This is a genomic window from Billgrantia bachuensis, assembly GCF_011742165.1.
Lineage (GTDB): Bacteria > Pseudomonadota > Gammaproteobacteria > Pseudomonadales > Halomonadaceae > Halomonas > Halomonas bachuensis.
The window spans coordinates 85371-108375 of sequence record NZ_JAAQTO010000039.1 but is presented as its reverse complement, the minus strand read 5'-3'; the positions used below and the strand labels follow the sequence as shown (position 1 = coordinate 108375).

The window sequence follows — 23005 nt, the reverse complement described above, 5'->3', positions numbered from 1 at the left end:
CATGCGGCGTCCCTGTTTTCGAAAGAGCGAATCGACATCTATCCTAACGCGTGACAGCGCCTGGCGCCGAGCACGCGCTGCAAGGCGAGCGGCGCCGGCATAGCCCGGGCTTCAGCCATTCAACAGGCCTGCCATGTTGAGCAGATAAAGCACTGCGAAGCCGAGGTAGAAGAAGCCGGCGACTGTCATCGTCACGCTCGCCGCGATTCCCGGCCTGAGCTCCGCCGGTAGGCGTGTGCGATTGACATAGAGCGCTGCCAGGGCGATGAAAGGCGTATGGGCTGCCGCAATAATGCCTGAAACGGACATCACCTGCACCGGATCGCTGAAGGCCAGCAGGATGAGCAGCGGCATGAGGCCGGTCACGCTGACGATGTAGAGTCGCTTGAGCCAGCGACGCTCGAACATGGGCCAGGGCAGCCGGCGATCGAGGGCGTTGAGGCTCTTGAGCAGCAGGCTCGAACCGCCGGCCTCGCGGTGGCGGCGGGTCACGATCAGGGTCATGTCGGCGAAGCTGCGTCCCCAGCCGTCCTGGTTGGCCAGGATGCTGCCACCCAAGGCAATGACGATCGCGACCAGCAGCACATAGCGGCCGACCTCGCCCCACACGTCCGAGAAGATGTTGGTCAGGTCCACTGCGACCTCCGGTCCCTCGGGCATGATGCCCTCCGGTGCCAGCAGTTCCGCGCCGAGCACGAGGAAGGAGAAGATCACCACCAGGCCGCCAAGTACGCCGAGTGCTGCGGTCACGGTCATGGTGCGGATCCAGCCCCGGGCATGGGCGACCCGCGTTTCGTGGGGCTTGGGTGCGGTCCTGTCCATCTCCCGACGCGAGTCGTCGGGTTGTTCGTCGTCGGGCTCACGGCTCTGCAGGCCGCCGCCGAAACCGCGGGTGGCGGTCCAGTAGCCGAACCAGACGATACCCATGGAGCCGGCGAGAATGGTGCCCACCCAGGGTAGGATCACGTAGAGGTCGGGGTCGTCCGGCCAACCGGGGGCCAGGCCCTGGGCAATCGGCGCCAGGCCGGGGAAGACGATCATCGCCGTGACGATGGCCATCACCATCAGCGCCAACGCCATTACGCGGCTGAAGGTTTCGATCAGCGAGTAGCGCCCGGTGGCGGTGAACAGGGTGGAGGCCACCACCATGGCCATGGCGTACAAGGTGTTGGTGCCGGGCAGGAATTCGCCCAGCGCACTGCCGACGACCGCGGCGAGCCCGGCGATGCCGATCGCCGCCGCCAGCAATTGCGGTACGAAGATCACCCACACGGCCCAGTTCCTCGGCCCGCTCAGGGTGTGCATGCCCTCCAGCATGGTCTGGCCGGTGACGATGGAGTAACGCGCCATTTCCCGGATCATGACCCACATGAACAGCACCACGATGAGCAGTATCCACAGCAATTGGTACTCGTAGGCTGAGGCCACTCGGGGGGGTAAAGAGGATCGAACCGGTGCCGACGGCGGAGAGCATCCACAGCAAGCCGGGGCCATACCACTTGATGCGGTCTTTTCCCTTGGGCGGGTCGGGTACTCGATCGCGAAAATGAGCGTCCTGCTCCTGTTGCGTCCTTGTCACATCCTGCTCCTTGCTGCTTGCATGGATGCTTAAGGTAGCAGGCCTGGCTTGCATCAGCCCAAGGGATGCCGGCACAGCAAGGGCATGAACGACAAAGCCGCCGTGGCGGGGCACGGCGGCTTCGGTCAGGCGGCCGGGGCGTGACGCCCTTCGGCCGGGCTGGTCTCAACTGCGGCTGGTGATTTCCAGCAGGTGGTAACCGAACTGGGTCTTGACCGGGCCGTGCACCTTGTTCAACTCGCCGGAGAACACCACTTCATCGAATTCACGCACCATCTGGCCGGGGCCGAAGCTGCCCAGGTCGCCGCCCTGGCGGCCGGAGGGGCAGCTCGAGTGCTCGCGGGCGACTTCGGCGAAGTCGCGTCCGCCTTCGATCTCGGCCTTGAGGGCCTCACACTTCGCTTCGTCGTTTACCAGAATGTGCCGTGCAGTTGCCTTGGCCATGTCGTTCTCCTGACAATGAGGGGCGCGCCAGCGCCACGTAAAGAGACGCGAAGGATAGCACGAGGCGTTCGCTAAGCCGAAAGCTACCCCTCGTAAGCGGCCAGGTCGACCTGCGCTGCCGCGTCGCGCAACGGAATCAGCGCCTGGTACTCGGGCGAGGCGTACCACTGCTCCACGGCATGCATGTCAGGGAACCGCAGCACCACGATATTGGGGTGGCCCGGCTGTCCCACCAGCGTGGAGGCGCGCTGTCCACGCATGATCACTTCGCCGCCCCAACTGGCGAGCGTCTCGGGGATTTGCTCGACGTACTCCAGCCAGCGTTCGGGATCGTTGACGGTCACCTGACCGACGACATACGCATGGTTCATACGACGCTCCTCATCAATTACCGTCCACGCCGAACCTTAGCCGCAGATTCTGCAGGCCGTCGAGCTCCATGCGCATCTCATCCGAGAAGATCGGGTGGCCCTGAAGGCGAATGGTGACCGTGGCATCGGCACCGCGGTAGCCGACTTCCGCTCGTATCGTGGCCTCGTTGCTGACGGGCGCCAACGGGTCGTAGTCGATGCGCTCTACCTCCAGGGCGGTGAGTCCTCTTGCCTCGAGCTGTTCGTCGATGGCCTGCCTGACGACGTGGCCGTAGTAGAGGTAAAGCCCGCCATAGGCCAGGGCGGCAATGAAAAGCAGCGAGATGAGTCGGCCCAAGTGTTTCTCCTTATGTAACGATATTGGTATGTCGAGTTAGGTTCTGCGCTCGTCGCGTGTCGACGCCAACAACACCCGGTCCATTCCACACGTGGTGAGCAACCGCTTCAGCACGCCGAACAGGTGGGTAGGCAGGGTGACATGATAACGCGGCTTGGGCCGCCGGCTCTCCAGGGCATGGACCAGCTTGTCGACCACGGCATCGGGGCCCAGGGTGAAGGCGCCACCGGAAGATCCTTTGCTGCCGGTCAGCCGGGCTTCCACGGTGCGGTAGGTGTCGCGGTGATAGCTTCTGGCGGTGTCGATGTTGGCCTTGAAGGCGCGATGGCAATTCTCGCGGAAGCGGCTGGCGATGGGGCCGGGCTGGATCAGGCTGACATGGATACCGCTACCGTACAGCTCCTGGCGCAAGGTATCGGTGAGGCCCTCCAGGGCGAACTTGGAACATACGTAGGCCCCGCGATAAGGCAGGGCGGCGAATCCCAGCACCGAGCTGTTGTGCACGATGCGTCCGTATCCTTGTTCGCGCATCACCGGGATGATCCGCGTGGTGAGCTCGTGGGTGCCTAGCAGGTTGGCTTCCAGTTGGGCGCGTAGAACGTCACGGGTCAGGTCCTCCACGGCACCCGGTTGGCCGTAGGCGGCATTGTTGAACAGTGCATCGAGCCGCCCGTCGGTGCGTTCCAGCACCCGTTCCACGCAGGCGGTGATGGAGTCGCTCGAGGCCAGCTCCAGGGGAAGGGCCTCGAGCCCCTCCCCGCGTAGCCGGTCGAGATCCTCCTGGCGTCGGGCGGTGGCGAAGACCCGCCAGCCGCGCTGTACCAGGGCATGGGCCGCGGCATGGCCGATGCCGCTCGAGCAGCCGGTAACCAGTATGCTTCGCGGTACCGAGCCGGTTCCGGTCATGAGGCCATCGCTCATGGCAGGGGTATCTCGTTGACCTGCTTGGGCACGTGGTAGCCGCGCTGCACTGCGGGGCGGCCGGCGATCTCGACGTACCAGCGCTTCACGTTGGGATACTCATTCAGGTCGATGCGCTGCCACTCGTAGCGCGACACCCAGGGCCAGCAGGCAATATCGGCAATGGTGTACTCGTCGCCGGCCAGGTAGGCATGGTCGGCCAAGCGGGTATCCAGTACGCGGTAGAGGCGCTTGGCCTCGTCATGGAAGCGTTCTTCGGCATAGGGCGCCTTGCCGGGGTTGAACTGTAGAAAGTGGTGAGCCTGGCCGAGGAAGGGCCCCAGGCCGCCCATTTGCCACATCAGCCACTCCAGGGTGCGGTAGCGCTGCTCCGGATCGGCGGGCAAGAAGCGATCGGACTTCTCGGCCAGATAGATCAGGATGGCGCCCGACTCCATCAATACCGTGCCGGTGTCGTCATCGCGTATGGCGGGGATCTTGTTGTTGGGGCTGACTGCGAGAAAGGACGGTTCGTGCTGCTCGCCCTGGGTGATGTCCACGGCGTGGGTGCGATAGGGCAGGCCGAGTTCCTCGAGCATGATGGATACTTTGCGGCCGTTGGGTGTGGTCCAGGTCCATAAGTCGATCATTGCTGTTTCCTTGCGCCTGGGGGCGACGTTATTCGTTGCCTGCGTTGAAGGCTGTCACCGACCATAGCATCCGCCGGGCAATGGCGTAACGGGCCGCTCCTGCGATCGGCTTGATTGAGTGCTGTTGCGGCGCCATGCTTGGCTCGTTGATCTTCTTGAGTGGAGCGGATCCGATGGCCGATTCTTTCATCCTGGGTTGCCCGTACTGTAGTGCCATGAATCGTGTCCAGGCGACCCGCCTTGGCGAAGCGCCCAGATGCGGCAAATGCAAGCAGCCTTTGTTCACCGGTGTGCCCGTCGAGCTTACGTCGGCCAACTACCATGCGCTGGTCGAGCGCAGCGAACTGCCGGTCGTGGTCGACTTCTGGGCCAGCTGGTGCGGGCCCTGCAAGATGATGGCGCCAATCTTTGCTGAAGCGGCGCGGGAGCTGGAGCCGCGCATACGCTTCGCCAAGCTGAATACCGAGGTCGAGCCGGAACTGGCCGGGCGTTTCAACATACGTAGTATTCCTACGCTGATCGTGTTTCGACAAGGCAGTGAAATCGCCCGTCAGCCCGGGGTGTTGCAGGGGACACAGCTGCGCCAGTGGCTACATCCGCACCTGGCCCAGTAAGGCCGGCCCGCTAGTACCGACACGGGCCAGGCGTATCGCTTCCCACCGGCTACGCTGAGAAGGGAGGCACCAGCAACAGGAGGCAGCCATGCTTCTTCAAGGCTCCTGTCACTGCGGTGCGGTGAGATTCGAGCTCGAGTCGCCGCATCCGTATCCCTATCAACGCTGTTACTGCTCGATCTGCCGCAAGACCGCGGGAGGTGGGGGTTATGCCATCAACCTGGGTGGCGAGTACGCCACGCTGAAGGTCGAAGGAGAGTCGAACGTCTCGGTCTATCACGCCGTTATCGATGGAAAGCCGAGCTCGGGCGAGCGCCACTTCTGCTCTCGCTGCGGCAGTGCTCTGTGGGTTTACGACCCGAGCTGGCCGGAGTTGGTGCACCCTTTCGCCTCGGCCATCGATACGCCCCTGCCGGTGCCGCCCGAGCGGGTTCACCTGCTGCTGGACAGCAAGGCCAACTGGGTCGAGCCGGACACCAGGCCGAGCGACAAGCGCTTCGATCACTACCCGAACGAGAGCCTGGCGGAGTGGCATGAGCGCCTGGGGCTTGTCAGGTAGCCGGGCGCCCTTGAGAATGACCGCCGACCGATGGCGAGGGGGTAACATGAAGGGGAAACGCACTCTGTGGGGGTGGCTAGGGCCATTGGCACTGTTGGCAATGGCCGCTCCAGCTGCTGCCGGTGCGCCGGAAGAGCCCGAGGTCATCGGTAGCATGGTTGGCCTGCTCGACGGAGAGGAGCGTGAATGGTTTATCGTGAGCCAGGATGTCGACTCCAATGCCACCTTCACCGAGCTTGGCGACCAGGTTCAGATCGACCTGGTCGGTTTCGTCGATGTGGATGATTGGCGGGTTCGAGATTCGCTTTCGCTCAGCATCACACTGGTTGAGGGAGAGGTGACGGAGTTCGACGTACTGCATCCCATCGGCGCCACCGCCATGCCACCGGTGTTCACGTCCGATAACGCCAGCGTGCGACTGGATCTGCATGCCTTCGACGTACAGGGAAGCAAGGCGCACGTGATGGGCAGGGTGGAAGGGGTCCTGGCCCTGCAGAAAGAGCTGGGCGAAGACGCCATCGAAGACGAAGGGATCGGCATATCGGTGGAGTTCGATGCCGAAGCATCCCGTATCGAGTATTGAGCAACGCTTCTGCCGCCTTGCGTCATTGCTGGCCGAGTGGCAGTCGCTCTGGCGTCCGGCGCCATTCATGTATCGTCGACCTCCTTGGCAGAAGGCCTGCCCGGAACTGGTCGACGTACTGCTGGGGCTGGACGACCTCCAGTTGGAACGCTTGCAGGCCAACCCCTGGCAGAACTCGCCGCTGCAAGCCTGGCTGCCGGTCGCCGAATTGGCCGAGCTGGTGCGTCTGGCGCCGCTCGCTGACAAGGCCGTGCTACTGTCACAAGCCTGGGGGCAGCATGTGGGCGGTCGTAAATGGCAACAGATCGAGGCCTTCGCTCGACACCTCCACGTGGCTCCACAAGACGTCCTGCTGGACTGGTGTGCGGGCAAGGGACACCTGGCCCGCGCACTGTCCCACTACCATGCCGCCGAGGTCATCGCCCTGGAGTGGCAGGCGTCGCTGTGCGAGGAGGGGCAGCGCCTGGCAGCGGCACAGCTGGCCTCGGTGCGTATGCACCAGCAGGACGTCATGGCAATGGAAGCCGGCCGCTTTCTCACTTCGCAGACGCATGTCGTCGCCCTGCATGCCTGCGGTGACCTACACCTGCGACTGCTCGATGTGACTGCGGCTTCGGGTAGCGCGATTACCCTGGCGCCGTGCTGCTATCACCGTATCCAGGAAACCGACTATCGTCCCGTTTCGCGTCGAGGGCGCGAGCTGTGTGGCAGGTATTCGCTGTCCCTCGAGCGTAACGACCTGGCGCTGGCGGTGCAGGAGACTGTCACCGCGCCACGAGGGGTGCGCCGACGCCGTGAGCAGGCCAACGCCTGGCGGCTGGGTTTCGATGAGTTGCAGCGGGAGTTGCGCGGCGAGGATGTCTACCTGCCGGTACCCAGCCTGGCGTATGGCCGCATGCCCGAGCGCTTCGAGGCCTTCTGCCGATGGGCAGCGCATCTCAAGGGACTCGATGTGCCTGATACGCTCGATCTGACGTCCTACGAGCGGGCGGGCTGGCAGCGGCAGGCCGAAGTGAAGCGCCTGGAACTGGTACGTCACCTGTTCCGGCGCCCGTTGGAGACATGGTTGGTCATGGATCGATTTTTCCTGTTGGAAGAGGCGGGGTATTCGGTGGAAATGGGAACGTTCTGCGCCTCGGGTTTGACCCCACGGAATCTGTTAATTCGTGCCAGAAAGGCCTAATTTGCAAGTAGTAGGTCACATCCAGTTTTAGGCTCAGGCCATACCAGCCACTAGATATAACGACTATTATAAGGCGCTAGTTTCAGACTCCTGGACAATCACGGTCCTTGGCGATTCTGGCAAAGGCGTCGATACGCAAGGGAACCGGCTGTGAACGAAGGTAACTCGACGGCCTCGGGAGACGACAACCTGAGCCGTCTGCTTGATTTGCTGCCCCTACCGGTGTTGGTCGCTCGCATTCAGCATGAGTGGCGGTTGTTCTATGCCAACGATGCCGCCCGCCGTTATTTCGGGCTTGATGAGGGAGTTGAAGGCCAGCCATTGCTGCCGCTCCTTGATGATGTCGATCGGGAGGCACTCGAGGCCGCTCTGGCACAGCCGGAATTCGCTGAAATCCGCGTCGCATGGCATGGCGTCGCAGGCAAACCTCCCTTCGAGGCGTTGCTGGGCCGTGCCACCTGGCAGCGGCAGGCTGCATGGCAGCTGACGCTGGTCCCGCTGACGCAGAGCTCACGCTCGGTCAGCGAGCCTTTCTATAAGCAGATGTTCAATACCAACCCGGCGATCAAGCTACTGATCGATCCTGCCGATGGACGAATCGTCGACGCCAATGCCTCTGCCGTGTCTTTCTATGGCTATTCGCTCGCTGCGCTCAAGCAGCTGAAGATCACCGACATCAACTGTCTGAGCAGCGCCGAAGTGCGTGCCAGCATGGCCAGGGCGGAGTCCTGCCAGCAGCTCTTCTTCGAGTTCCGTCATTGCTTGGCCAGCGGCGAGATTCGCGATGTTCACGTCTACTCGGGGCCGGTGCTTTTTCAAGGCCGGGAATACCTGCACTCGATCATCGTCGACGTTACCGACGAGAAGCGTTATTGCGCCCAGCTGGAAGGCTACAACAATCTATTTCACGACCTGCCTGTTGGTATCTACCGCCACACGGCGGGGCCGAGAGGACGATTTACTGCTGCCAATCCGGCCTTGTTGCGTATCTTCGAGGCGGATTCACGCGAGGCACTCTTCGCCGCACGGATCACCTCTCTCTACGAATGTCCCAAGCAGGTCAGTGAGTTCATGGCGGACCTCGAGCGTGATGGTGCCGTGATCCGCCGCCCGCTGAAATTGCGTAGCCTCAAGGGGCGTCTCATCCATGCCGAGGTTACCGCTTATCGCAAGACCGCAGTGGACGGCAGTATCGATTACAGCGGTATCGTCGAGGACGTGACGGCGCGCCATGCCGCTCAAGTCAACCAGGACAGGTTGACCCATTTATTGGACGCGTCGCCTGATATCGTCTCGATTGCCGATGCCGACCAGCGAGTCGTCTATCTCAACAAGGCTGGGCATGAGCAGTTGGGCATTCTACCCGAAGCGCTATCGGAAGCGCTGATCGCCGCGCACCCGCTATGGGCGCGTCGGTTGATCCAGGAGAAGGGCATCCCTTATGCCATCGAGCACGGTCATTGGTATGCAGAGACGGCCGTGTTGGGGCGCGATGGAGAGATTCCCGTCTCGCAACTGATCATCGCCCGACGTGACGAGAGCGGTAAGCTAGAAAGCATCGCCACTATCATGCGTGACATCAGCCAGGCCAAGCGCTACCAGGCGGAGCTCGAATACCACGCCGGCCACGACCCGCTGACCGGCGCGTTCAACCGCAACCGATTCATCGATCTGCTGGGGCGCGAGCGGCAAGAGGTTCGCCGCGACGGCCGCCCCTTGAGTCTGGTCATGTTCGACATCGACCACTTCAAGCGCGTCAACGATTCTTTCGGCCACAGCGTAGGCGATATGGTACTGGGCAAGTTGGTGCGCATCTGCCATGCGCTGCTGCGCGAAGTGGACGTACTGGCCCGCTGGGGGGGCGAGGAGTTCATGCTGCTGTTGCCAGGGACGCCATTGACTGGCGCTGCAACGCTGGCCGAGCGCTTGCGTCGGGCGGTCGAAGAGGAGGACTTCGCTCCTGTCCCCGAAATTACCAGCAGCTTCGGCGTTGCCGAGCTGGATCCCGATGAGGCGGATACCCAGTGCTACAAGCGCCTCGACGAAGCGCTCTATCGTGCCAAGGCCAACGGACGCAACCTGGTGTGTCTGGCAGAGCCGTTCAACGACAGCGTCGAGAGGCGTCAGGTGCAGTAGCGATTTCTCCTGTTCAGCGATATGCCAGGCGCCTATCTTGATCAAGCAACCGAAGCGACTCCAGGGAGGGGGACGATGTACGGAAGCAGGCGAAACGAGCGGAAGGGGTATGGCTGTGGCGCCGGTGGGAGCGCACGGTGAGGCGCAGGCGCTCGCTCCTGACGATATTGCTGGGTGCGATTACACTGCTTGCGCTGATGGCATTGGCAGGAGGATACGGGCTGGTGCTGTACATGCCGGGAACCTCCTTTCGCGGTGCACCAGCAGCGCTGGGGGAAGAGAGCGAGGCTCTGCGCGAACGTCTCCACTCCCACGTTCAGGCCCTGTCGGAGCAGATCGGCGAACGCCACTATTGGCGGCCGGAAGCCTTGCAGGCCGCAGGCGACTATATCGAGCACTCCTTCCAGGCGGCTGGGCATCGGCCACGGCGGCAAGCCGTGCCGGCTGGCAGCCGGGTGTTTCATAATATCGAGGTGACCCTGCCTGGCGGGCAAGCGGCAGACGAGGTGTTGGTGGTCGGCGCGCACTACGATACGGTGCGCGGCAGCCCGGGGGCCGATGACAATGCCTCCGGCGTGGCCGTGTTGATCGAACTGGCGCGTCTCCTGCAGGATGCCGAACTCGACCGCTCCCTGCGCCTGGTGGCGTTCGTCAACGAGGAAACTCCCTTCTTCGGCAGCAAGGCCATGGGCAGCCTGCACTACGCCCGGCAGGCTAGCGCCGAGGGAATGAATATCGTGGGCATGATCTCGCTGGAAATGCTCGGCTACTTCAGCGATGAGCCCGGCAGCCAGGCCTATCCCTTCCCGCTCGACCGTTTCTATCCGGACAGGGGTAACTTCCTCGCCTTCGTCAGCAATCTGGAATCCCGCCGCCTGCTCCACCAAGCCATCGGTGCGTTTCGCCGCCACGCCGAGGTCTCCTCCGAAGGGCTGGCAGCGCCACCGCAGTTTGCCGATATACGCCGATCGGACCACTGGGCCTTCTGGCAGAAAGATATTCCCGCCATGATGCTGACGGATACCGCCAACTTCCGTAACCCTTACTATCACGGCCCTAGCGACACCCACGATCGTCTCGACTACACCACCATGGCCAGGCTCACCGAGGCGCTGGCGGCCACGCTCGAAGCGATGGCACGGCGCTGAGCCAGGCCGCTGCAATGAAACGGGCCTCGCCGCTGGCGAGACCCGGAATGGCGAATGAAATGAATAGTGCGCCGGGCATCTCCTGGCGCGCTAGTGGTGGCGGCTGAACGGACCGTGCGGACTGTTGCCCATCAGCTTCTCGAACTCATTACCGCTCATGTGCAGCAGCGTTTCGTGATCGCCGGCATCGAAATAGATGTCGGGCTGATGGCGCAGCATGTCATCGACATAGACCTGCAGCCCGTACGCTTGCCCGACGGGTATTGTGGCGCCGGGGTCGCAGTCGCGAAAGCGGCTGACGATCTCGTCTTCCGTGGCCAGTTCCATCGGTTCGTCGAACAGTTGGGAAAGGCTGTCCAGATCGGCATCACAGGTGCTGGGCAGAACGGCGATCCGGTAGCCTGATCTGCCGTGCAGCATGACGGCCTTGGCAAGCTGCTCGCCAGTAATGTGGGACTGTTGGGCAACGCGGCTGGCGTTGACTTCATGGGGATGCTTGACCTCCTCGTAATCGATGTCACAGGCTCTCAAGTATTCCCGAAGGGTTGCCGGAATGGCCATGGCTCTGTCTCCCTCGGCACGGCGGCCGACGTACGCTGATGGTGTGCCTCCCTGCGGCGGTGTGTCCTCGCCTCATCAGCATAGCGCGCAGTGGGAAATTTCCCCCAGGAACGGATCGCTCCCCACTGGGCGCTACGGTGCGCATCGTCGGCGATTTCGAGTACTCTCCCAGCAAAGGGCGTCGTTTGACCCTCGAGAGTATCGAGCCGGTCGAGCGGCGCTAGGCAAGAGCAAGGAAAACGCGCCATAGCGAGGGAACCGCGATGATTGGGCTCAGCCAGCGGCCGCAACTGCCGTCATTGCCCGCCAGGGTCGAAGCCATCGACCTGGCTCGTGGCATCGCCATCGCACTGATGATTCTCAGTCATGCGGTCAGTGGATTGCTGGGTATTCGCCAGGTGCCCGATTGGGGCATGGTGCCGATCCATCTCTTCACCAAATTCTCTTCATCGTTGTTCATTCTGGTGTTCGGCATCGCCCTGGCGGTGGCCTTTCTGCCCAAGGTCGGTACGCCCGACTGGCCGAAACGCCGGCGCAAGTTGATGCTGCGCGGGTTGGAAGTGCTGTTCTGGTACAAGGCATTGACCATCGTCGAGATGCTGCCGCTGTTCACCCCCCAGGAGATTCTGGAGACGCTGCTCTACCAGCGCTTCGCCATCTGGGTCGAAATCCTCGGCTTCTACGCCCTGGCATTGCTGTGGCTGCCATGGGTGCTGCCGCTGTGGTGCCGTATGCCGTTGTGGTCGCGGTTGCTCGCCCCAGTGGTAGTGGGCGTGCTCTCGGTGATGCTCGAACGCCACTTTCACTTCTGGGGCAGCGAAATCTTCAAGGCGCTCTTGGTCGAGGATGCCGACCATTACACTTGGGGCCAGCTCGCGCGGCTGCCTTTGGTGATGATGGGCCTGCTGATCGGCGAGGCCATCCTGCGTTGGTATGGCGAGCCGGCTAGCCGATGGCGCCTGGTGGGGTGCCTGGCTGGAGTGGGGGCGTTGTTCCTGGTTGGCTTTGCGGCGCTCTCCCTCTCTGAACCCTACGCGATGTTGCTGGCCGTGGCCTGGAACGACGGCAAACACCCCCCGGAGGTGCCCTTCATGCTGTTCAGCATCGGCGGAGCGTTGGTCATCATGGCGCTTTGCCTATTGGGCGGCCAACGTGCGGCCCTTTGGCTCAAGCCCCTCACCGTGATCGGCAGCGATGCCCTGCGTGCCTTCATTTTCCATATCGTGGCGATCTTCCTGGTGCTGCGCTTGCTGTTGGGCGCCTGGCAGGTCTACAGCTATCCGCAGGTGTTGGGCATCGGCCTTGGCCTGATTCTTCTCACTGCGGGCTGGATTGCCCTGATACGCCGTTTCAGAGAGCTGAGTCGATGATAGGCAGGAGATTGGCATGCACGTTGATGCTGACGGCCATGACGGTACCGTCATTGACCGGTGCCCAGCCCGGCTGGGCGGAGCACGTCGAGGCCTGGGTGGAGCCGGCTTGGGGTGAACGCCTGGAAGCCAGGTTGGCGCTGCTCGAGGCCGGTTTTGACGGCGATCTCGGCGTGCATGTGCGAGACCTTGAGACGGGCGCGCGCCATGGCTGGCGCGACGAGGAGTCCTGGTACCTGGCCTCGCTGGTCAAGGTGCCGGTGGCGATCGAGCTGATGGCACGGGTAGAAGCGGGAGAGACGGAGTTGCAAGAGCCCTTGACGCTCAAGCGTAGCGATTACGTCGACGGTGCCGGCTCCACCAACTGGGCGGCGCCGGGCAGCGCACTCACGCTGCGTCAATTGCTGGAATCGATGATGATTGTCAGCGACAACACCGCAAGCGACATGCTGATGCGCTACCTGAGCCTGGAAAGTGTCAATGAACGGGCACGCAGCCTCGCGTCAGCCGGCGAATTGGGGCCGATCACTACGCTGATCGACGTACGTCGTCATGTCTACTCCAACCTGCATCCGGATGCCTTCGGCCTGAGCGGTATGGATTTCATCGAGCTGCGCAAGCGTAGTGGCGCGAGTGAACGGTTGGCATGGTTACTTCGGCGCCTCGACCTGACCCCGCAGGAGCTGCTGGCGCCGAGTATCGACGAAGCCTTCGGGCGCTATTACGCCACCGATCTCAACAGCGGTCGGCTCGCCGCCTTCGCCGATGTACTCGAAGCACTGGCCCAGGGTAGGGCGCTGGGACCAGATGCCACCGCCGAGCTGCTCGCGGTGATGTCACGCACCAGCAGTGGAGAGCGGCGGCTCAGGGCCGGCCTGGGGCGCGACATTCGCCTGGCTCACAAGACCGGCACCCAACATCGGCTCGCCTGCGATGCTGGCATCGCTACACGGGGGCAGGGCGATAGTGCCCGCCGCGTGGTAATCGTGGCCTGTGTGCGCGGCGAACTCGACCTGGCGCGCAACGAGCAGATGCTGGCTGCGGTCGGGCGCGCCGTGAGGGAAGCAGGTGCGTTAGAGAGGTGAGCGGAACGGTTCCAAAGGGCTGGCGGGCTACCTTGTGCGACCAACGTATAACTGTCATCGCCATGTTCGAGATTGACAGCCCAGCAGCGTATGTCTAGCCTTCAGTCATCGAATGTTACCGGTAACAAGTTGCCGGCATTCGACCCCCGAAAGGCTACCATGCCGAAGGGGAGACGCGACGATGTGCCAACTCACAACGATAAATCGACTGGAGTCCGCCATGACCGCCATCTGGCGCAACACCCTCACGCTAGCCGGTGCTGCTACCCTTTCCCTGGGCATTGCCTATGCTCAGAGCCCAGACCTTTCCGATCCGCCCGCCATCGAGGGCGAGGTGGTGGGTGACCACGGTAGCCATACCTTGCGCATGGGCATCGGCCTGGCCGAGAGTTCGCCGCAGTACCTCTCCAGCCAGTACTTTGCCGATATTCTCGAGCAGCGCACCGATGGGCGCATTACCGTAGATATCTTCCCCAACAGCCAGTTGGGTGACGATGTGCAAATGATGGAAATGCTCCAGACCGGTTCGCTGGACATGACTTATCCCTCTTCATCGCCGGCCACCACCTATGTCGAGGAGCTGGCGGTGTTCGACCTGCCGTTCCTGTTGCCGAATCGGGAGGCGGCCATTGCCGTCATGCAGAGCGATACCGCCCAGCGCATGCTCGATGGCTTCGAAGGTTCCGGCATCAAGGCTCTGGCCTTTTCCGAGAACGGCTACCGCCAGCTCTCCAACAGCGCGCGTCCGGTCGAGTCGCCCGAGGATGTGGCCGGCCTCGACGTGAGTGGCCTGACCATTCGTACCATGGAGAACCCGGTACACCTGTCGATCTGGAAAACCCTGGGCGCGAACCCCACGCCGATGGCGTTCGGCGAGCTGTTCTCGGCCATGGAGCAGGGGGTCGTGGATGGCCAGGAGAATCCCTGGAGCACCATTCTGACCTCCAACTTCCACGAAGTGCAGGACTACGGCTCCGAAACACGCCACGTCTACACGCCGTTCATCATGATGATCTCCGAGCGTACCTGGGAGCGCATGGCACCCGAGTACCAGGAACTGGTGCAGGAAGCGGCGCGTCAGTCGGCCGAGTACGAGATCCAGCTGGCCACCGAGTACGACGACTGGTCGCGCGAGCAACTCGAAGAGAAGGGCATGCAGATCACCCGTCTCGACGACGAGCAGATCGCCGCCTTCCAGGAAGCCGTGCAGCCGGTTTACGACGAATGGGCACCCAAGATCGGTGAAGACCTGATCGCCGAGATCCAGGAAATCGTCGAGTCCTCTTCCATCCAGTAAACCTTCCCTCAGACCGATTTGGCAGGGCGGGGGGCTTCCCCTTGCCCTGCGCGGAGCGCTGCATGACCACGCCCAATCAACCTCCGGCCGATCCCGGCGCTTACCTCGATGATCCCAATCGTGAGCCGCTGGAGCTCGACGTCGAGGGCCGCCGTGGCCCGGCTGCCTTTCGCTGGCTGACCATGGCCATGGAACACCTGATCGCAGCGATCCTGGTGGCCCTGATCGTCTCGGTGTCGGCCAATGTCATCGGCCGCTCGATGCTCAACCGCTCGTTGCCATGGGCCGACGAGCTGGCACGCATGCTGTTCATCTGGCTGATCTTCGTCGGCGCCGCGGCGGCCTTCGCCCGCTATGAGCACATCGCCGTGGATTTCCTGGTACGACGGCTCAAGCCGCGTGCCGCCTATGCGCTTTTCCTGCTTCAGCACCTGATCATCGCTTCCCTGATGAGCATCATCGTCTGGGGGGGCTACCTGGTGATGTCACGTTCCACCGGTCGTACCGCCATCCTCGGTGTACCGTGGAACCTGATCAATGTCTCCCTGGTGCTGTGTTCGCTGTTTATCGTTGCGGTGGCCCTGTGGCGCGCCTGGCTATGCCTGCGTTTCATCCGCGACCCTCAAGCCGCCGTCCGGCAAGCGGGAGACTGACCCATGCTGTGGATTTTCCTCGCCATCCTGTTCGCTTCCATCATCATCGGGCTGCCCATCGCTTTCGGGCTTGGCATCGCTGCGGTCGTGATGGCGGTGCTCTCTGACATTCCCCTGTCGATCCTGATCGAGCAGTCGATTCGTGGAGTGAACAATTTCCCGCTGCTGGCCATTCCCTTCTTCATTCTGGTGGGCGAGGTGATGAGCAGCGGCGGCATTGCCCGCCGGCTGATGGAACTCGCCGGTGCGCTGGTCGGCTTCGTGCGAGGCGGACTCGGGCAGGTAGCCATTACCGGCTCCATGTTCTTCGGTGGTATCAGCGGCTCGGCGGTAGCCGATACTGCCGCCACCGGTGCGATGATGATCCCGTCGATGAAACAGCAGGGCTATTCCGCACCGCATGCCACTGCGATCAATACCGTCTCCTCGGTGATCGGTATCATCATCCCTCCGTCGATCCCACTGATCCTGTTCGGCATTGTCACCGAAACCTCGATCAGCCGCCTGTTCATCGCCGGCATCGTACCGGGCCTGCTGATTGGCTTTGCGCTGATGGTGACCACCTTCATCATGGCGAGCATCGAGCACGCCGGACAGACCCGCAAATTCGAACTGGGCCGCCTGTGGCAGGCGTTAAAGGCCGCCTGGCTGGCGCTGGTGCTGCCGGTGATCGTGATCGGCGGCATTCTCGGCGGTGTGTTCACTGCCACCGAGGCGGCCGTGGCTGCACTGCTCTATTCGCTGTTCATTTCGCTGGCGGTGTACCGCGAATTTCACCCTCGCGAGCTGTGGGGCATGTTGATTCGCACCGCGCGGCTGACCGGCATGGTGCTGCTGCTGCTGGCGTTTGCTACCGTCATTGCCTGGTTCCTGACCATCAACATGGTGCCGCAGACCCTGGTACGCCAAGTGCAGGCGATCACTCAGGAGCCGTTCTGGCTGCTGATGATCGTAGCCGGCCTGCTACTGCTGGTGGGCTTCGTGATGGACCTGACCCCGGCGATGGTGATCATGGCGCCAATGCTGACGCCGATCGTTACCTCGGTGGGGGTCGACCCGGTCTACTTCGGCGTGCTGATGGCCTTCATTCTCGGTATCGGCCTGCTGACCCCGCCGGTGGGCACTTGTCTCTACGTGGGCTGTGGTGTCGGTCGCGTCAGCATGGAGCAATTGGTCAGGGCAATGCTGCCGTACTATGCGGCATTGCTGGTGGTGCTGGTGGTGTTGATCGCCTTCCCCGGGATCGTGACCTGGCTGCCCGATATGGCCGCTGTCCGAGGAAACTGAGTGCGGCAACTGACAACCGGAGGTCTCGTGAAGGATGGCACACACCGCATCGTGGTGATGGGAGTGTCGGGGTCGGGCAAGTCGCACGTTGGCGCCTTGCTCGCCAGCCGACTGGGAGTCGCCTTCATCGATGGCGACGATTACCACTCGCCGGCCAACGTCGACAAGATGGCCAACGGCATCCCGCTCGACGACGACGATCGTCGCGAGTGGCTGGAGACCCTGGCGGGACTGATCGGCGACCATCGACGGCGCGATGCCTCACTGGTGCTGGCCTGCTCGGCGCTCAAGCGGCGCTACCGCGAACTCCTGCGGCGCGGCGACCCCGAGCTTGCCTTCCTGTTTCTCGAAGGGCGGCGCGACCAGTTGCGCCAACGCCTGGCTGCGCGTGAGGAGCACTTCTTTCGCGGCGAGGCGATGCTCGATAGTCAGCTTCGCGACCTCGAGCCTCCGGGTGAGGCCGAGGCCGTGGTGTGCAGCATCGCCGATTCGCCCGAGGCAATCATCGAGGTTTTCCTGGAAGCCTTGCCGGACCATTGGCGGTATGGCCCCTGAGCCTTGAGCTAGCGTCAACGGCACGGGCGTAGCGACTCCGGTATCATGCTGGCGGTGCCATTGGCACACGCCAGTATCATCAGCTGCCAGTGGGGCACCGTGAAGAAGAAACGACCGACACTGCAGGACATCGCCGATCGAGTCGGGGCGACCAAAATGACCGTGAGTCGCTGCCTGCGCGACCCCACGACCGTATCGGAAGGCTTGCGTGAGCGTATCTTCAGCGCGGCGGAGCAGGTCGGTTACATTCCCAACCGGGCGCCTGACCTGTTGTCGCGTGCCACCAGCCACTCCATCGGCGTGCTGGTACCATCGCTGACCAATCAGGTATTCGCCGATGTGCTGGTGGGTATTGAGGAGATCACCGAGCCGCTGGGCTATCACCTGATGCTTTCTCATTATGGCTACAGCCAGGATTTGGAGGAGCGCAGCCTGGCCTCGTTGCTTTCGTATAACGTCGACGGCGTAATTCTTTCCGATAGCCATCACACCACGCGGACTTGCCGCATGCTCGAAACGGCCGGCATTCCCATCGTGGAAATCATGGATTCGCTGACCCCACCGCTTCATCAGGCAATCGGCTTCGACAATGTGCGTGCCGCCTACGACATGGTGAGTGCGATGATTCACCGTGGTCGGCGCCGGATCGTCTATCTCGCCGTTCGTCTCGATTCGCGCACCCGGCAGCGCGAGCAAGGCTACCGTCAGGCCATGGAGGAGCACGGACTGACGCCCTTGACCAAGCAGCGTAGCCAGCGCTCCTCCTATTCCGTGGGTGCAGCGCTACTGAACGAAATCCTTGAAGAGCACCCCGAGACCGATGGCATCTTCTGCACCAACGACGATGTTGCCGTGGGGGCCTATTTCGCTTGTCTGCGGCGTGGCGTCAGGGTGCCGGAGCAGTTGGCCATCGCCGGTTTCCATGGCCATGACGTGGGCCAGGTGATGACGCCGCGGCTGGCCAGCGTGGTCACCCCGCGCCAGGCGATCGGCAAGCGCGCCGCCACTGAGCTGCTGCAGCGCATCCAGGGTGGCGAGACGGGGCAGCGGGTCATCGACATGGGCTACACCATCGAGCCGGGCATGACGCTCTGATTCGTTAACCAGGATGAACATGAACCACAACGTAGACAGGCCGACGGCCGGTATCTTGCTCAGGCTGCTGTCGGGGCTTCTCTTCGCTGCCATGATGGTGAGCATCAAGGCGGTGGGCGATGAAGTACCGCTGGGGCAAACGGTCTTCTTCCGCTCGGCCTTCGCGCTGTTGCCCATCGTGATCTTTCTCGCGCTGAGAGGGCAGTTTCCCGCCGGCCTGGGCACTCGACGGCCCATGGGGCATCTACTGCGCTCGGGGCTGGGCGCTGCGGCCATGTTCGCCTCCTTTGCATCGCTCGCCCTGTTGCCGGTGGCGGAAGCGACCCTGCTGATGCAACTGACACCGGTGCTGATGGCCTTCGGCGGTGTCGTTCTGCTGGGAGAGCCATTTACTTGTCAGCGTGCGGGAGCGTTGATGCTGGCGGTGTCGGGCATCGCCGTGTTGATCTTGCCCAGTCTTGGAAGCGATGCGGGTAGAATGCGTTTCGAGGGCTATGTTCTTGGGCTGCTCGCGGCGCTGCTATCGGCGGGGGCGCTGCTCACCGTGAGGCGTATCTCACGCACCGAAACGGCCGCATCGATTGCGTTCTACTTCGTGGTGATCTCGACCCTGGCGGGGCTGGCCACGCTGCCCTGGGGGTGGGCAGCGTTGACTGGGTCGCAGTGGTGGCTGCTGGTGCTTTCGGGGCTGTTCGGTGGCGCTGCGCATATTGCCATGACGCTGGCGCTCCGCTACGCCGAGGCCTCTCGGTTGGCGCCGTTCGAGTATGTTGCCATGGTCTGGCCGGTGCTGGCCGACCTGCTGATTTTCGGCTTGCCGCTGGCCAGTGGCTTTCTGCTGGCATTGCCGCTGATCCTGGGCGGGGCAGGCCTGGCGGCGTTGGAGGGGCGCGGACTGAGACTCAAACGCTCTCTTCGACGATGAGCTGGGGTCGGCCCTTGGAGCAGGGCTCGATACGGGCGGCGACCCGATAGACCCGGTGCAGCAGCTCCGGCGTGACCACCTCGGCCGTGGAGCCGCAGGCGATCAACTGACCGTTCTGCAGCACCATGGCTTCATCGGTGAAACGCAACGCATGGCCCAGGTCGTGTAGCGCCACCATGATCAGCATTTCGCGCTCCCGGGCGAGCCGCCGCAGTATGGTCAGCAGGCTGATCTGGCGGTTGAGGTCGAGGGCAGAAGTGGGCTCGTCGAGCAGCAGAATCTCGGGCTCCTGAACCAGGGCCTGGGCAGCACTGACGAGCTGGCGTTGGCCGCCGCTGATGTCGCCGATATCGCGCGCTCCGAGCGGCGAGATCCCCAGCTCGTCCAGCGCCTGGTCGACCTTGGCCAGGTCTTCTGGCCTGACCTTCAGGGAGCGCCCCTGCATACGTGCCATCAGTACCGACTCGTACACCGTCAGCACCGCATTGACGCCGGTATCCTGGGGCATGTAGGCCACGGGCCTCTCCGAGGCAGCGCCCGTGATCCTGACTTCGCCACCACCCTTGAGCAACCCGAATATGCGCCGGAACAGCGTGGACTTGCCGGCGGCGTTGGGGCCGAGCAGCGCCACCACCCGGCCGCCCTCGAAGCGGGGCGTGGAAATTTCCGCCAGGATCTGGCGGCGGCCGTAGCGAGCCGACAGGCGGTCGAGCTGTAGCGTTACCATGAAGCCTTCTTGTGATTGAGGATCAGGAACAGGAAGAAGGGGATGCCCACCAGCGAGGTGATGATACCAATGGGGATGACGGTGCCGGGCAGGATGATCTTCGACAGCACCGAGCCGATCGACAGGATCAGCGCGCCGCACAGGGCCGAACCGGGCAGGAAGAAGCGCTGATCCTCGCCCACCAGCATGCGCGCGATGTGCGGTCCGACCAGGCCGATGAAGCCGATGGTGCCGACGAATGCCACCGCAATGGCGGCCAACAGCGAGACCAGCACCATCACCTCCAGGCGCAGTGCGCGAGGGTTTACCCCCATGCTCTCGGCCTTGGTATCGCCCAGGCGCATGGCGGTCAGCGCCCAGCCGTGGCGGGCGAGCAGCGGCAGCACGGCGACCAGTACCGTCAGCGCGACCCAGAACTTGGGCCAGGTCGCCTTGGTCAGGCTGCCCATGGTCCAGAACACAACCGCCGCCACGGCCTGCTGGCTGGAGAAGAACTGGATCAGCGCCATCAGCGAATTGAAGATGAACACCATGGCGATGCCCAGCAGCACGATGGTCTCGATCGTGACCCCGCGCCGCAGGCTCATCGCATGGATGAGGAAGGCGGTGACCATGGCCATGACGAACGCATTGATCGGCACCACGTATTCCACTGCGGCGGGAACGATCACCACGCCGAAGGCCAGCGCCAACGCTGCACCGAAACTGGCACCCGCCGAGATGCCCAGTGTGAAGGGGCTGGCCAGGGGGTTGCTGAGGATGGTCTGCATCTGGGCGCCGGCTATCGACAGGCTGGCACCGACGACCAGCGCCATCAGCGCCACCGGCATGCGAATTTCCCACAGGATGACCCTGGCCTGCTGGCTAACGGCATCCGGCGATGCCAGTGCGGCCATTACCTCACCGAGGCTGAAGCGGGCAGGGCCCAGGGCCAGGTCGATACAAAAGCTCAGCGCCAGGGCAAGCGTGAGCGCCAGCAGGATGAGCTGGCGCCGTAGCACTAGGGCACGATAGAAACCGTGCCCTTTGACTTGCTGGCTGGTCCGGGCGATCTCAACGCTCATTCAGCGTGACCCAATATCCGGGTTCGTAATCCACGGGCAGGAAGCGCTCGTGCAGCTCCTTCATCGTGGCTTCGGGGTCGAGGTCGGCGAACAGCTCCGGATGGAACCACTTGGCCAATTGCTGCACGGCGACGAAGTAGTAGGGGTTGTTGTAGAACTGGTGCCAGATGGCATGGAAGTTATCGTTCTCCACGGCTTGGGTACCGGTCATGGCGGTGCGCTCGGTCAGCGCTTCGAGCTTGGCCCGGGCACTGTCCATATCGGCTCCCGGCCCCACGCCGACCCAGGCGCCGCCCGGCACGTAGGCGTCCCAGTTGCCACCCGTCACGACCACATGCTCAGGGTTGGAGGCAATGATCTGTTCGGGATTCAGCGTGCCGAAAGTGGTCGGAATGATGTCCTTGGCGATATTGTCGCCGCCGGCAATCTCGACATATTCGCCAAAGTTGCCGGGACCGAAGCTCATGCAGCAGTCCTCCGAGTAGCCGCCGGCGCGGTCGACGAACACGCTCGGTCGTTCGTCGGCCTCGACCTCGGCTTCGATCACCTGGGTGACCCGTTCCATCTGGGCCTCGGAGAATTCGATGAAGGCCTCGGCATCTTCCTCTTCACCCAGCAGTTGGCCCAGCAGGCGCATGGAGGGAATGGTGTGCCGGATCGGATCCTCACGGAAGTCCACGTAGACGATGGCAATGCCGAGTTCCGCCAGCTTTTCGTCGTAGGCGGCATCCTCGGTGGCCGCTCTGGCCTCGAGATTCATCAAGACGACATCGGGGTTGAGGGAGGCCGCCTGCTCCACGTCGAAGGTACCGTCCTTGAAGCCGCCGAAGGTGGGGAGCTCCTCGAGCTCGGGGAACTTGGCGGCGTAGCGCGCATAGCTGTCCGGATCGGCTTGTGAGAAGTCTTCGCGCCAGCCCACCACGCGGTTAAAGGGGGCTTCCGGCTGCAGTGCGCCGAGCAGGTAGACCTGACGCCCCTCGCCGAGAATGACACGCTCTACCGGTGCCTCGAGGGTAACCTCGCGACCGGCAATGTCGGTAACGGTGATCTGCTCGGCCTGCACGGCGCTGCAGCCAAGCGCCAGGGCCACACCGGAAAGGGCTTTCAAGACGTGATGGGGCATGTTCGTCACTCATGAGGATGTCGTTCAAATAGCGTCGGCTGAATGGCACGCACTGCTCCACGCAAAGTAGTGTGAAAGCTCTTGCGTATCATTCTTGTCTATAGGAGGAGGCGTAGTATGTGCGAAACGCTGCGGGCTGTCGAGATCGAAGCGCTAGCCTGTGGCCGGCGCAGTAGAGCTCAAGTGGCGTGAGGTTCGTCGCGGCCGTTCACTCTGGTTTCATCGCGCTGCGTATCGTATCGAGAGGCCTGCTCGGCCGGTTGGCGCGCCATCAACGTGATCTCCACATTGGCTCCGCCGCTCAGGCGTGATGACTCGGTGCAGGTGCGAGCGGGGTAGCTGTGGTTCTCGAAGAACTCGGCGTAGGCGGCGTCCATGGTGTGGATGGTGTCCAGGTTGGTCAGGTGAATGTCCACCCGTACCACTTCTGCCATCGAGGCGCCGGCGTATTCCAGCATGCGTGATAGACGGCGCATCACCCAGCGTGTCTCTTCGGCGATGTCGCCGAGTACGGCCTCACCGCCTTGGATGTCGGTCACCGTCAAGCCGGAAAGAAAGAGGTAATGGCCATCCATCGCGATGTGACTGCCCGGGAAGACCGGAACGGCAAGCGTCGGATCGTTGAGGAAGCGATGCATGGTGGTTCGGCCCTGTGGGTTGTCGTCCCCTTCATTTTGGCGTCTCACGCCGTGGGTGCAAGCCGCTTGCCTTCCTTACCGCTTCCGAGCTGTCCCGCTGATGCCGGATGCAGTCTGAAAC

26 protein-coding genes are annotated in these 23005 nt (G+C 62.9%); 14 read left to right on the top strand and 12 right to left on the bottom strand.

The window, feature by feature from the left end:
* Nucleotides 1-111 precede the first annotated feature (111 nt).
* The 7 genes from HBJ55_RS14505 to HBJ55_RS14475 all read right to left on the bottom strand — a co-directional run bounded on the left by HBJ55_RS14505 (nucleotide 112) and on the right by HBJ55_RS14475 (nucleotide 4498).
* Entirely contained in the window at nucleotides 112-1494 is a 1383-nt protein-coding gene (locus HBJ55_RS14505; RefSeq protein WP_277345679.1) for an Nramp family divalent metal transporter, read from the bottom strand.
* Nucleotides 1495-1744: 250 nt separating this feature from the next.
* Nucleotides 1745-2023, bottom strand: coding sequence for a peptidylprolyl isomerase (locus HBJ55_RS14500; RefSeq protein ID WP_167116256.1), 279 nt, complete (start codon nucleotides 2021-2023; stop codon nucleotides 1745-1747).
* An 83-nt stretch (nucleotides 2024-2106) separates the two neighbouring features.
* Nucleotides 2107-2394, bottom strand: a complete 288-nt coding sequence (locus tag HBJ55_RS14495) for a DUF1330 domain-containing protein (protein WP_167116253.1) — start codon at nucleotides 2392-2394, stop codon at nucleotides 2107-2109.
* Between the two features lie 13 nt (nucleotides 2395-2407).
* Entirely contained in the window at nucleotides 2408-2731 is a 324-nt protein-coding gene (locus tag HBJ55_RS14490) for a hypothetical protein (RefSeq protein WP_167116250.1), read from the bottom strand.
* Between the two features lie 36 nt (nucleotides 2732-2767).
* The gene (locus HBJ55_RS14485; protein WP_240936122.1) at nucleotides 2768-3652 is read right to left on the bottom strand and encodes an SDR family NAD(P)-dependent oxidoreductase; all 885 of its coding nucleotides are present in this window, start codon (nucleotides 3650-3652) and stop codon (nucleotides 2768-2770) included.
* Nucleotides 3649-4281, bottom strand: a complete 633-nt coding sequence (locus tag HBJ55_RS14480) for a glutathione S-transferase family protein (RefSeq protein ID WP_167116247.1) — start codon at nucleotides 4279-4281, stop codon at nucleotides 3649-3651. Before HBJ55_RS14480 ends, HBJ55_RS14485 begins: the two co-directional genes overlap by 4 nt.
* Nucleotides 4282-4309: 28 nt before the next feature.
* On the bottom strand, nucleotides 4310-4498 hold the full coding sequence (locus tag HBJ55_RS14475) for a hypothetical protein (RefSeq protein WP_167115988.1): 189 nt from the start codon (nucleotides 4496-4498) through the stop codon (nucleotides 4310-4312).
* On the opposite strand from HBJ55_RS14475, the gene trxC reads away from it, so the two are divergent.
* From trxC to HBJ55_RS14445, 6 genes are all read left to right on the top strand, one after another.
* Nucleotides 4497-4895 carry a thioredoxin TrxC gene (gene trxC / locus HBJ55_RS14470; RefSeq protein WP_479688608.1) on the top strand — a complete coding sequence of 133 codons (399 nt, stop codon included), beginning with the start codon at nucleotides 4497-4499 and terminating at the stop codon, nucleotides 4893-4895. The genes HBJ55_RS14475 and trxC overlap by 2 nt on opposite strands.
* An 88-nt stretch (nucleotides 4896-4983) precedes the next feature.
* A complete protein-coding gene (locus HBJ55_RS14465; RefSeq protein ID WP_167116241.1) occupies nucleotides 4984-5454 on the top strand; it encodes a GFA family protein in 471 nt (156 codons plus the stop codon).
* Between the two features lie 46 nt (nucleotides 5455-5500).
* Nucleotides 5501-6037: a hypothetical protein gene (locus HBJ55_RS14460; protein ID WP_167116239.1), complete on the top strand. Its 537-nt coding sequence runs from the start codon at nucleotides 5501-5503 to the stop codon at nucleotides 6035-6037.
* A 67-nt stretch (nucleotides 6038-6104) separates the two neighbouring features.
* On the top strand, nucleotides 6105-7220 hold the full coding sequence (locus tag HBJ55_RS14455) for a methyltransferase (protein WP_240936121.1): 1116 nt from the start codon (nucleotides 6105-6107) through the stop codon (nucleotides 7218-7220).
* A 150-nt stretch (nucleotides 7221-7370) separates the two neighbouring features.
* Nucleotides 7371-9356 (top strand): diguanylate cyclase, encoded by a 1986-nt coding sequence (locus tag HBJ55_RS14450; protein ID WP_167116232.1) that lies wholly within the window; start codon nucleotides 7371-7373, stop codon nucleotides 9354-9356.
* Between the two features lie 137 nt (nucleotides 9357-9493).
* Nucleotides 9494-10504, top strand: a complete 1011-nt coding sequence (locus HBJ55_RS14445) for a M20/M25/M40 family metallo-hydrolase (RefSeq protein ID WP_338072027.1) — start codon at nucleotides 9494-9496, stop codon at nucleotides 10502-10504.
* Nucleotides 10505-10594: 90 nt separating this feature from the next.
* Here HBJ55_RS14445 and HBJ55_RS14440 read toward each other — a convergent pair whose 3' ends face one another.
* Entirely contained in the window at nucleotides 10595-11065 is a 471-nt protein-coding gene (locus HBJ55_RS14440; RefSeq protein WP_167116229.1) for an aminoacyl-tRNA deacylase, read from the bottom strand.
* Between the two features lie 263 nt (nucleotides 11066-11328).
* Between HBJ55_RS14440 and HBJ55_RS14435 the strand changes: the two genes are divergently transcribed.
* The 8 genes from HBJ55_RS14435 to HBJ55_RS14400 all read left to right on the top strand — a co-directional run bounded on the left by HBJ55_RS14435 (nucleotide 11329) and on the right by HBJ55_RS14400 (nucleotide 19332).
* Nucleotides 11329-12435 carry a heparan-alpha-glucosaminide N-acetyltransferase domain-containing protein gene (locus HBJ55_RS14435; protein WP_167116226.1) on the top strand — a complete coding sequence of 369 codons (1107 nt, stop codon included), beginning with the start codon at nucleotides 11329-11331 and terminating at the stop codon, nucleotides 12433-12435.
* Between the two features lie 26 nt (nucleotides 12436-12461).
* Nucleotides 12462-13520: a serine hydrolase gene (locus HBJ55_RS14430; protein WP_240936130.1), complete on the top strand. Its 1059-nt coding sequence runs from the start codon at nucleotides 12462-12464 to the stop codon at nucleotides 13518-13520.
* A gap of 220 nt (nucleotides 13521-13740) precedes the next feature.
* Nucleotides 13741-14817, top strand: a complete 1077-nt coding sequence (locus HBJ55_RS14425) for a TRAP transporter substrate-binding protein (RefSeq protein ID WP_167116220.1) — start codon at nucleotides 13741-13743, stop codon at nucleotides 14815-14817.
* A gap of 62 nt (nucleotides 14818-14879) precedes the next feature.
* A complete protein-coding gene (locus tag HBJ55_RS14420) occupies nucleotides 14880-15470 on the top strand; it encodes a TRAP transporter small permease (protein ID WP_167116217.1) in 591 nt (196 codons plus the stop codon).
* A 3-nt stretch (nucleotides 15471-15473) separates the two neighbouring features.
* Complete coding sequence (locus HBJ55_RS14415; protein ID WP_167116214.1) at nucleotides 15474-16757, top strand: TRAP transporter large permease; 1284 nt, start codon at nucleotides 15474-15476, stop codon at nucleotides 16755-16757.
* Between the two features lie 27 nt (nucleotides 16758-16784).
* Nucleotides 16785-17312, top strand: coding sequence for a gluconokinase (locus HBJ55_RS14410; protein ID WP_338072026.1), 528 nt, complete (start codon nucleotides 16785-16787; stop codon nucleotides 17310-17312).
* Nucleotides 17313-17411: 99 nt separating this feature from the next.
* On the top strand, nucleotides 17412-18407 hold the full coding sequence (gene gntR / locus HBJ55_RS14405; RefSeq protein ID WP_167116274.1) for a gluconate operon transcriptional repressor GntR: 996 nt from the start codon (nucleotides 17412-17414) through the stop codon (nucleotides 18405-18407).
* Nucleotides 18408-18426: 19 nt separating this feature from the next.
* Nucleotides 18427-19332: a DMT family transporter gene (locus tag HBJ55_RS14400; RefSeq protein ID WP_167116211.1), complete on the top strand. Its 906-nt coding sequence runs from the start codon at nucleotides 18427-18429 to the stop codon at nucleotides 19330-19332.
* Here HBJ55_RS14400 and HBJ55_RS14395 read toward each other — a convergent pair.
* From HBJ55_RS14395 to HBJ55_RS14380, 4 genes are all read right to left on the bottom strand, one after another.
* A complete protein-coding gene (locus HBJ55_RS14395) occupies nucleotides 19310-20059 on the bottom strand; it encodes an ABC transporter ATP-binding protein (RefSeq protein WP_167116208.1) in 750 nt (249 codons plus the stop codon). The two genes, HBJ55_RS14400 and HBJ55_RS14395, sit on opposite strands and share 23 nt — an antisense overlap.
* Nucleotides 20053-21123 (bottom strand): FecCD family ABC transporter permease, encoded by a 1071-nt coding sequence (locus tag HBJ55_RS14390; RefSeq protein ID WP_167116205.1) that lies wholly within the window; start codon nucleotides 21121-21123, stop codon nucleotides 20053-20055. The genes HBJ55_RS14395 and HBJ55_RS14390 overlap by 7 nt, the downstream gene beginning before the upstream one ends.
* Nucleotides 21113-22246, bottom strand: a complete 1134-nt coding sequence (locus tag HBJ55_RS14385; protein ID WP_167116202.1) for an ABC transporter substrate-binding protein — start codon at nucleotides 22244-22246, stop codon at nucleotides 21113-21115. The genes HBJ55_RS14390 and HBJ55_RS14385 overlap by 11 nt, the downstream gene beginning before the upstream one ends.
* Before the next feature lie 179 nt (nucleotides 22247-22425).
* Nucleotides 22426-22884, bottom strand: coding sequence for a RidA family protein (locus HBJ55_RS14380; RefSeq protein WP_240936120.1), 459 nt, complete (start codon nucleotides 22882-22884; stop codon nucleotides 22426-22428).
* Nucleotides 22885-23005 lie beyond the last annotated feature (121 nt).

Bases quoted from the DNA above. Each gene is read 5' to 3' on its own strand.
- HBJ55_RS14475 (WP_167115988.1), bottom strand. From the start codon at position 4,498: ATGGCACTACAGTACGGGCAACCCAGGATGAAAGAATCGGCCATCGGA.
- HBJ55_RS14495 (WP_167116253.1), bottom strand. From the start codon at position 2,394: ATGAACCATGCGTATGTCGTCGGTCAGGTGACCGTCAACGATCCCGAA.
- HBJ55_RS14460 (WP_167116239.1), top strand. From the start codon at position 5,501: ATGAAGGGGAAACGCACTCTGTGGGGGTGGCTAGGGCCATTGGCACTG.
- HBJ55_RS14430 (WP_240936130.1), top strand. From the start codon at position 12,462: ATGCTGACGGCCATGACGGTACCGTCATTGACCGGTGCCCAGCCCGGC.
- HBJ55_RS14415 (WP_167116214.1), top strand. From the start codon at position 15,474: ATGCTGTGGATTTTCCTCGCCATCCTGTTCGCTTCCATCATCATCGGG.
- HBJ55_RS14425 (WP_167116220.1), top strand. From the start codon at position 13,741: ATGACCGCCATCTGGCGCAACACCCTCACGCTAGCCGGTGCTGCTACC.
- HBJ55_RS14385 (WP_167116202.1), bottom strand. From the start codon at position 22,246: ATGCCCCATCACGTCTTGAAAGCCCTTTCCGGTGTGGCCCTGGCGCTT.
- HBJ55_RS14420 (WP_167116217.1), top strand. From the start codon at position 14,880: ATGACCACGCCCAATCAACCTCCGGCCGATCCCGGCGCTTACCTCGAT.
- HBJ55_RS14485 (WP_240936122.1), bottom strand. From the start codon at position 3,652: ATGAGCGATGGCCTCATGACCGGAACCGGCTCGGTACCGCGAAGCATA.
- HBJ55_RS14505 (WP_277345679.1), bottom strand. From the start codon at position 1,494: ATGGCCCCGGCTTGCTGTGGATGCTCTCCGCCGTCGGCACCGGTTCGA.
- HBJ55_RS14455 (WP_240936121.1), top strand. From the start codon at position 6,105: ATGTATCGTCGACCTCCTTGGCAGAAGGCCTGCCCGGAACTGGTCGAC.
- HBJ55_RS14380 (WP_240936120.1), bottom strand. From the start codon at position 22,884: ATGCATCGCTTCCTCAACGATCCGACGCTTGCCGTTCCGGTCTTCCCG.
- trxC (WP_479688608.1), top strand. From the start codon at position 4,497: ATGAATCGTGTCCAGGCGACCCGCCTTGGCGAAGCGCCCAGATGCGGC.
- HBJ55_RS14435 (WP_167116226.1), top strand. From the start codon at position 11,329: ATGATTGGGCTCAGCCAGCGGCCGCAACTGCCGTCATTGCCCGCCAGG.
- HBJ55_RS14480 (WP_167116247.1), bottom strand. From the start codon at position 4,281: ATGATCGACTTATGGACCTGGACCACACCCAACGGCCGCAAAGTATCC.
- HBJ55_RS14500 (WP_167116256.1), bottom strand. From the start codon at position 2,023: ATGGCCAAGGCAACTGCACGGCACATTCTGGTAAACGACGAAGCGAAG.
- HBJ55_RS14395 (WP_167116208.1), bottom strand. From the start codon at position 20,059: ATGGTAACGCTACAGCTCGACCGCCTGTCGGCTCGCTACGGCCGCCGC.
- HBJ55_RS14465 (WP_167116241.1), top strand. From the start codon at position 4,984: ATGCTTCTTCAAGGCTCCTGTCACTGCGGTGCGGTGAGATTCGAGCTC.
- HBJ55_RS14440 (WP_167116229.1), bottom strand. From the start codon at position 11,065: ATGGCCATTCCGGCAACCCTTCGGGAATACTTGAGAGCCTGTGACATC.
- HBJ55_RS14390 (WP_167116205.1), bottom strand. From the start codon at position 21,123: ATGAGCGTTGAGATCGCCCGGACCAGCCAGCAAGTCAAAGGGCACGGT.
- HBJ55_RS14400 (WP_167116211.1), top strand. From the start codon at position 18,427: ATGAACCACAACGTAGACAGGCCGACGGCCGGTATCTTGCTCAGGCTG.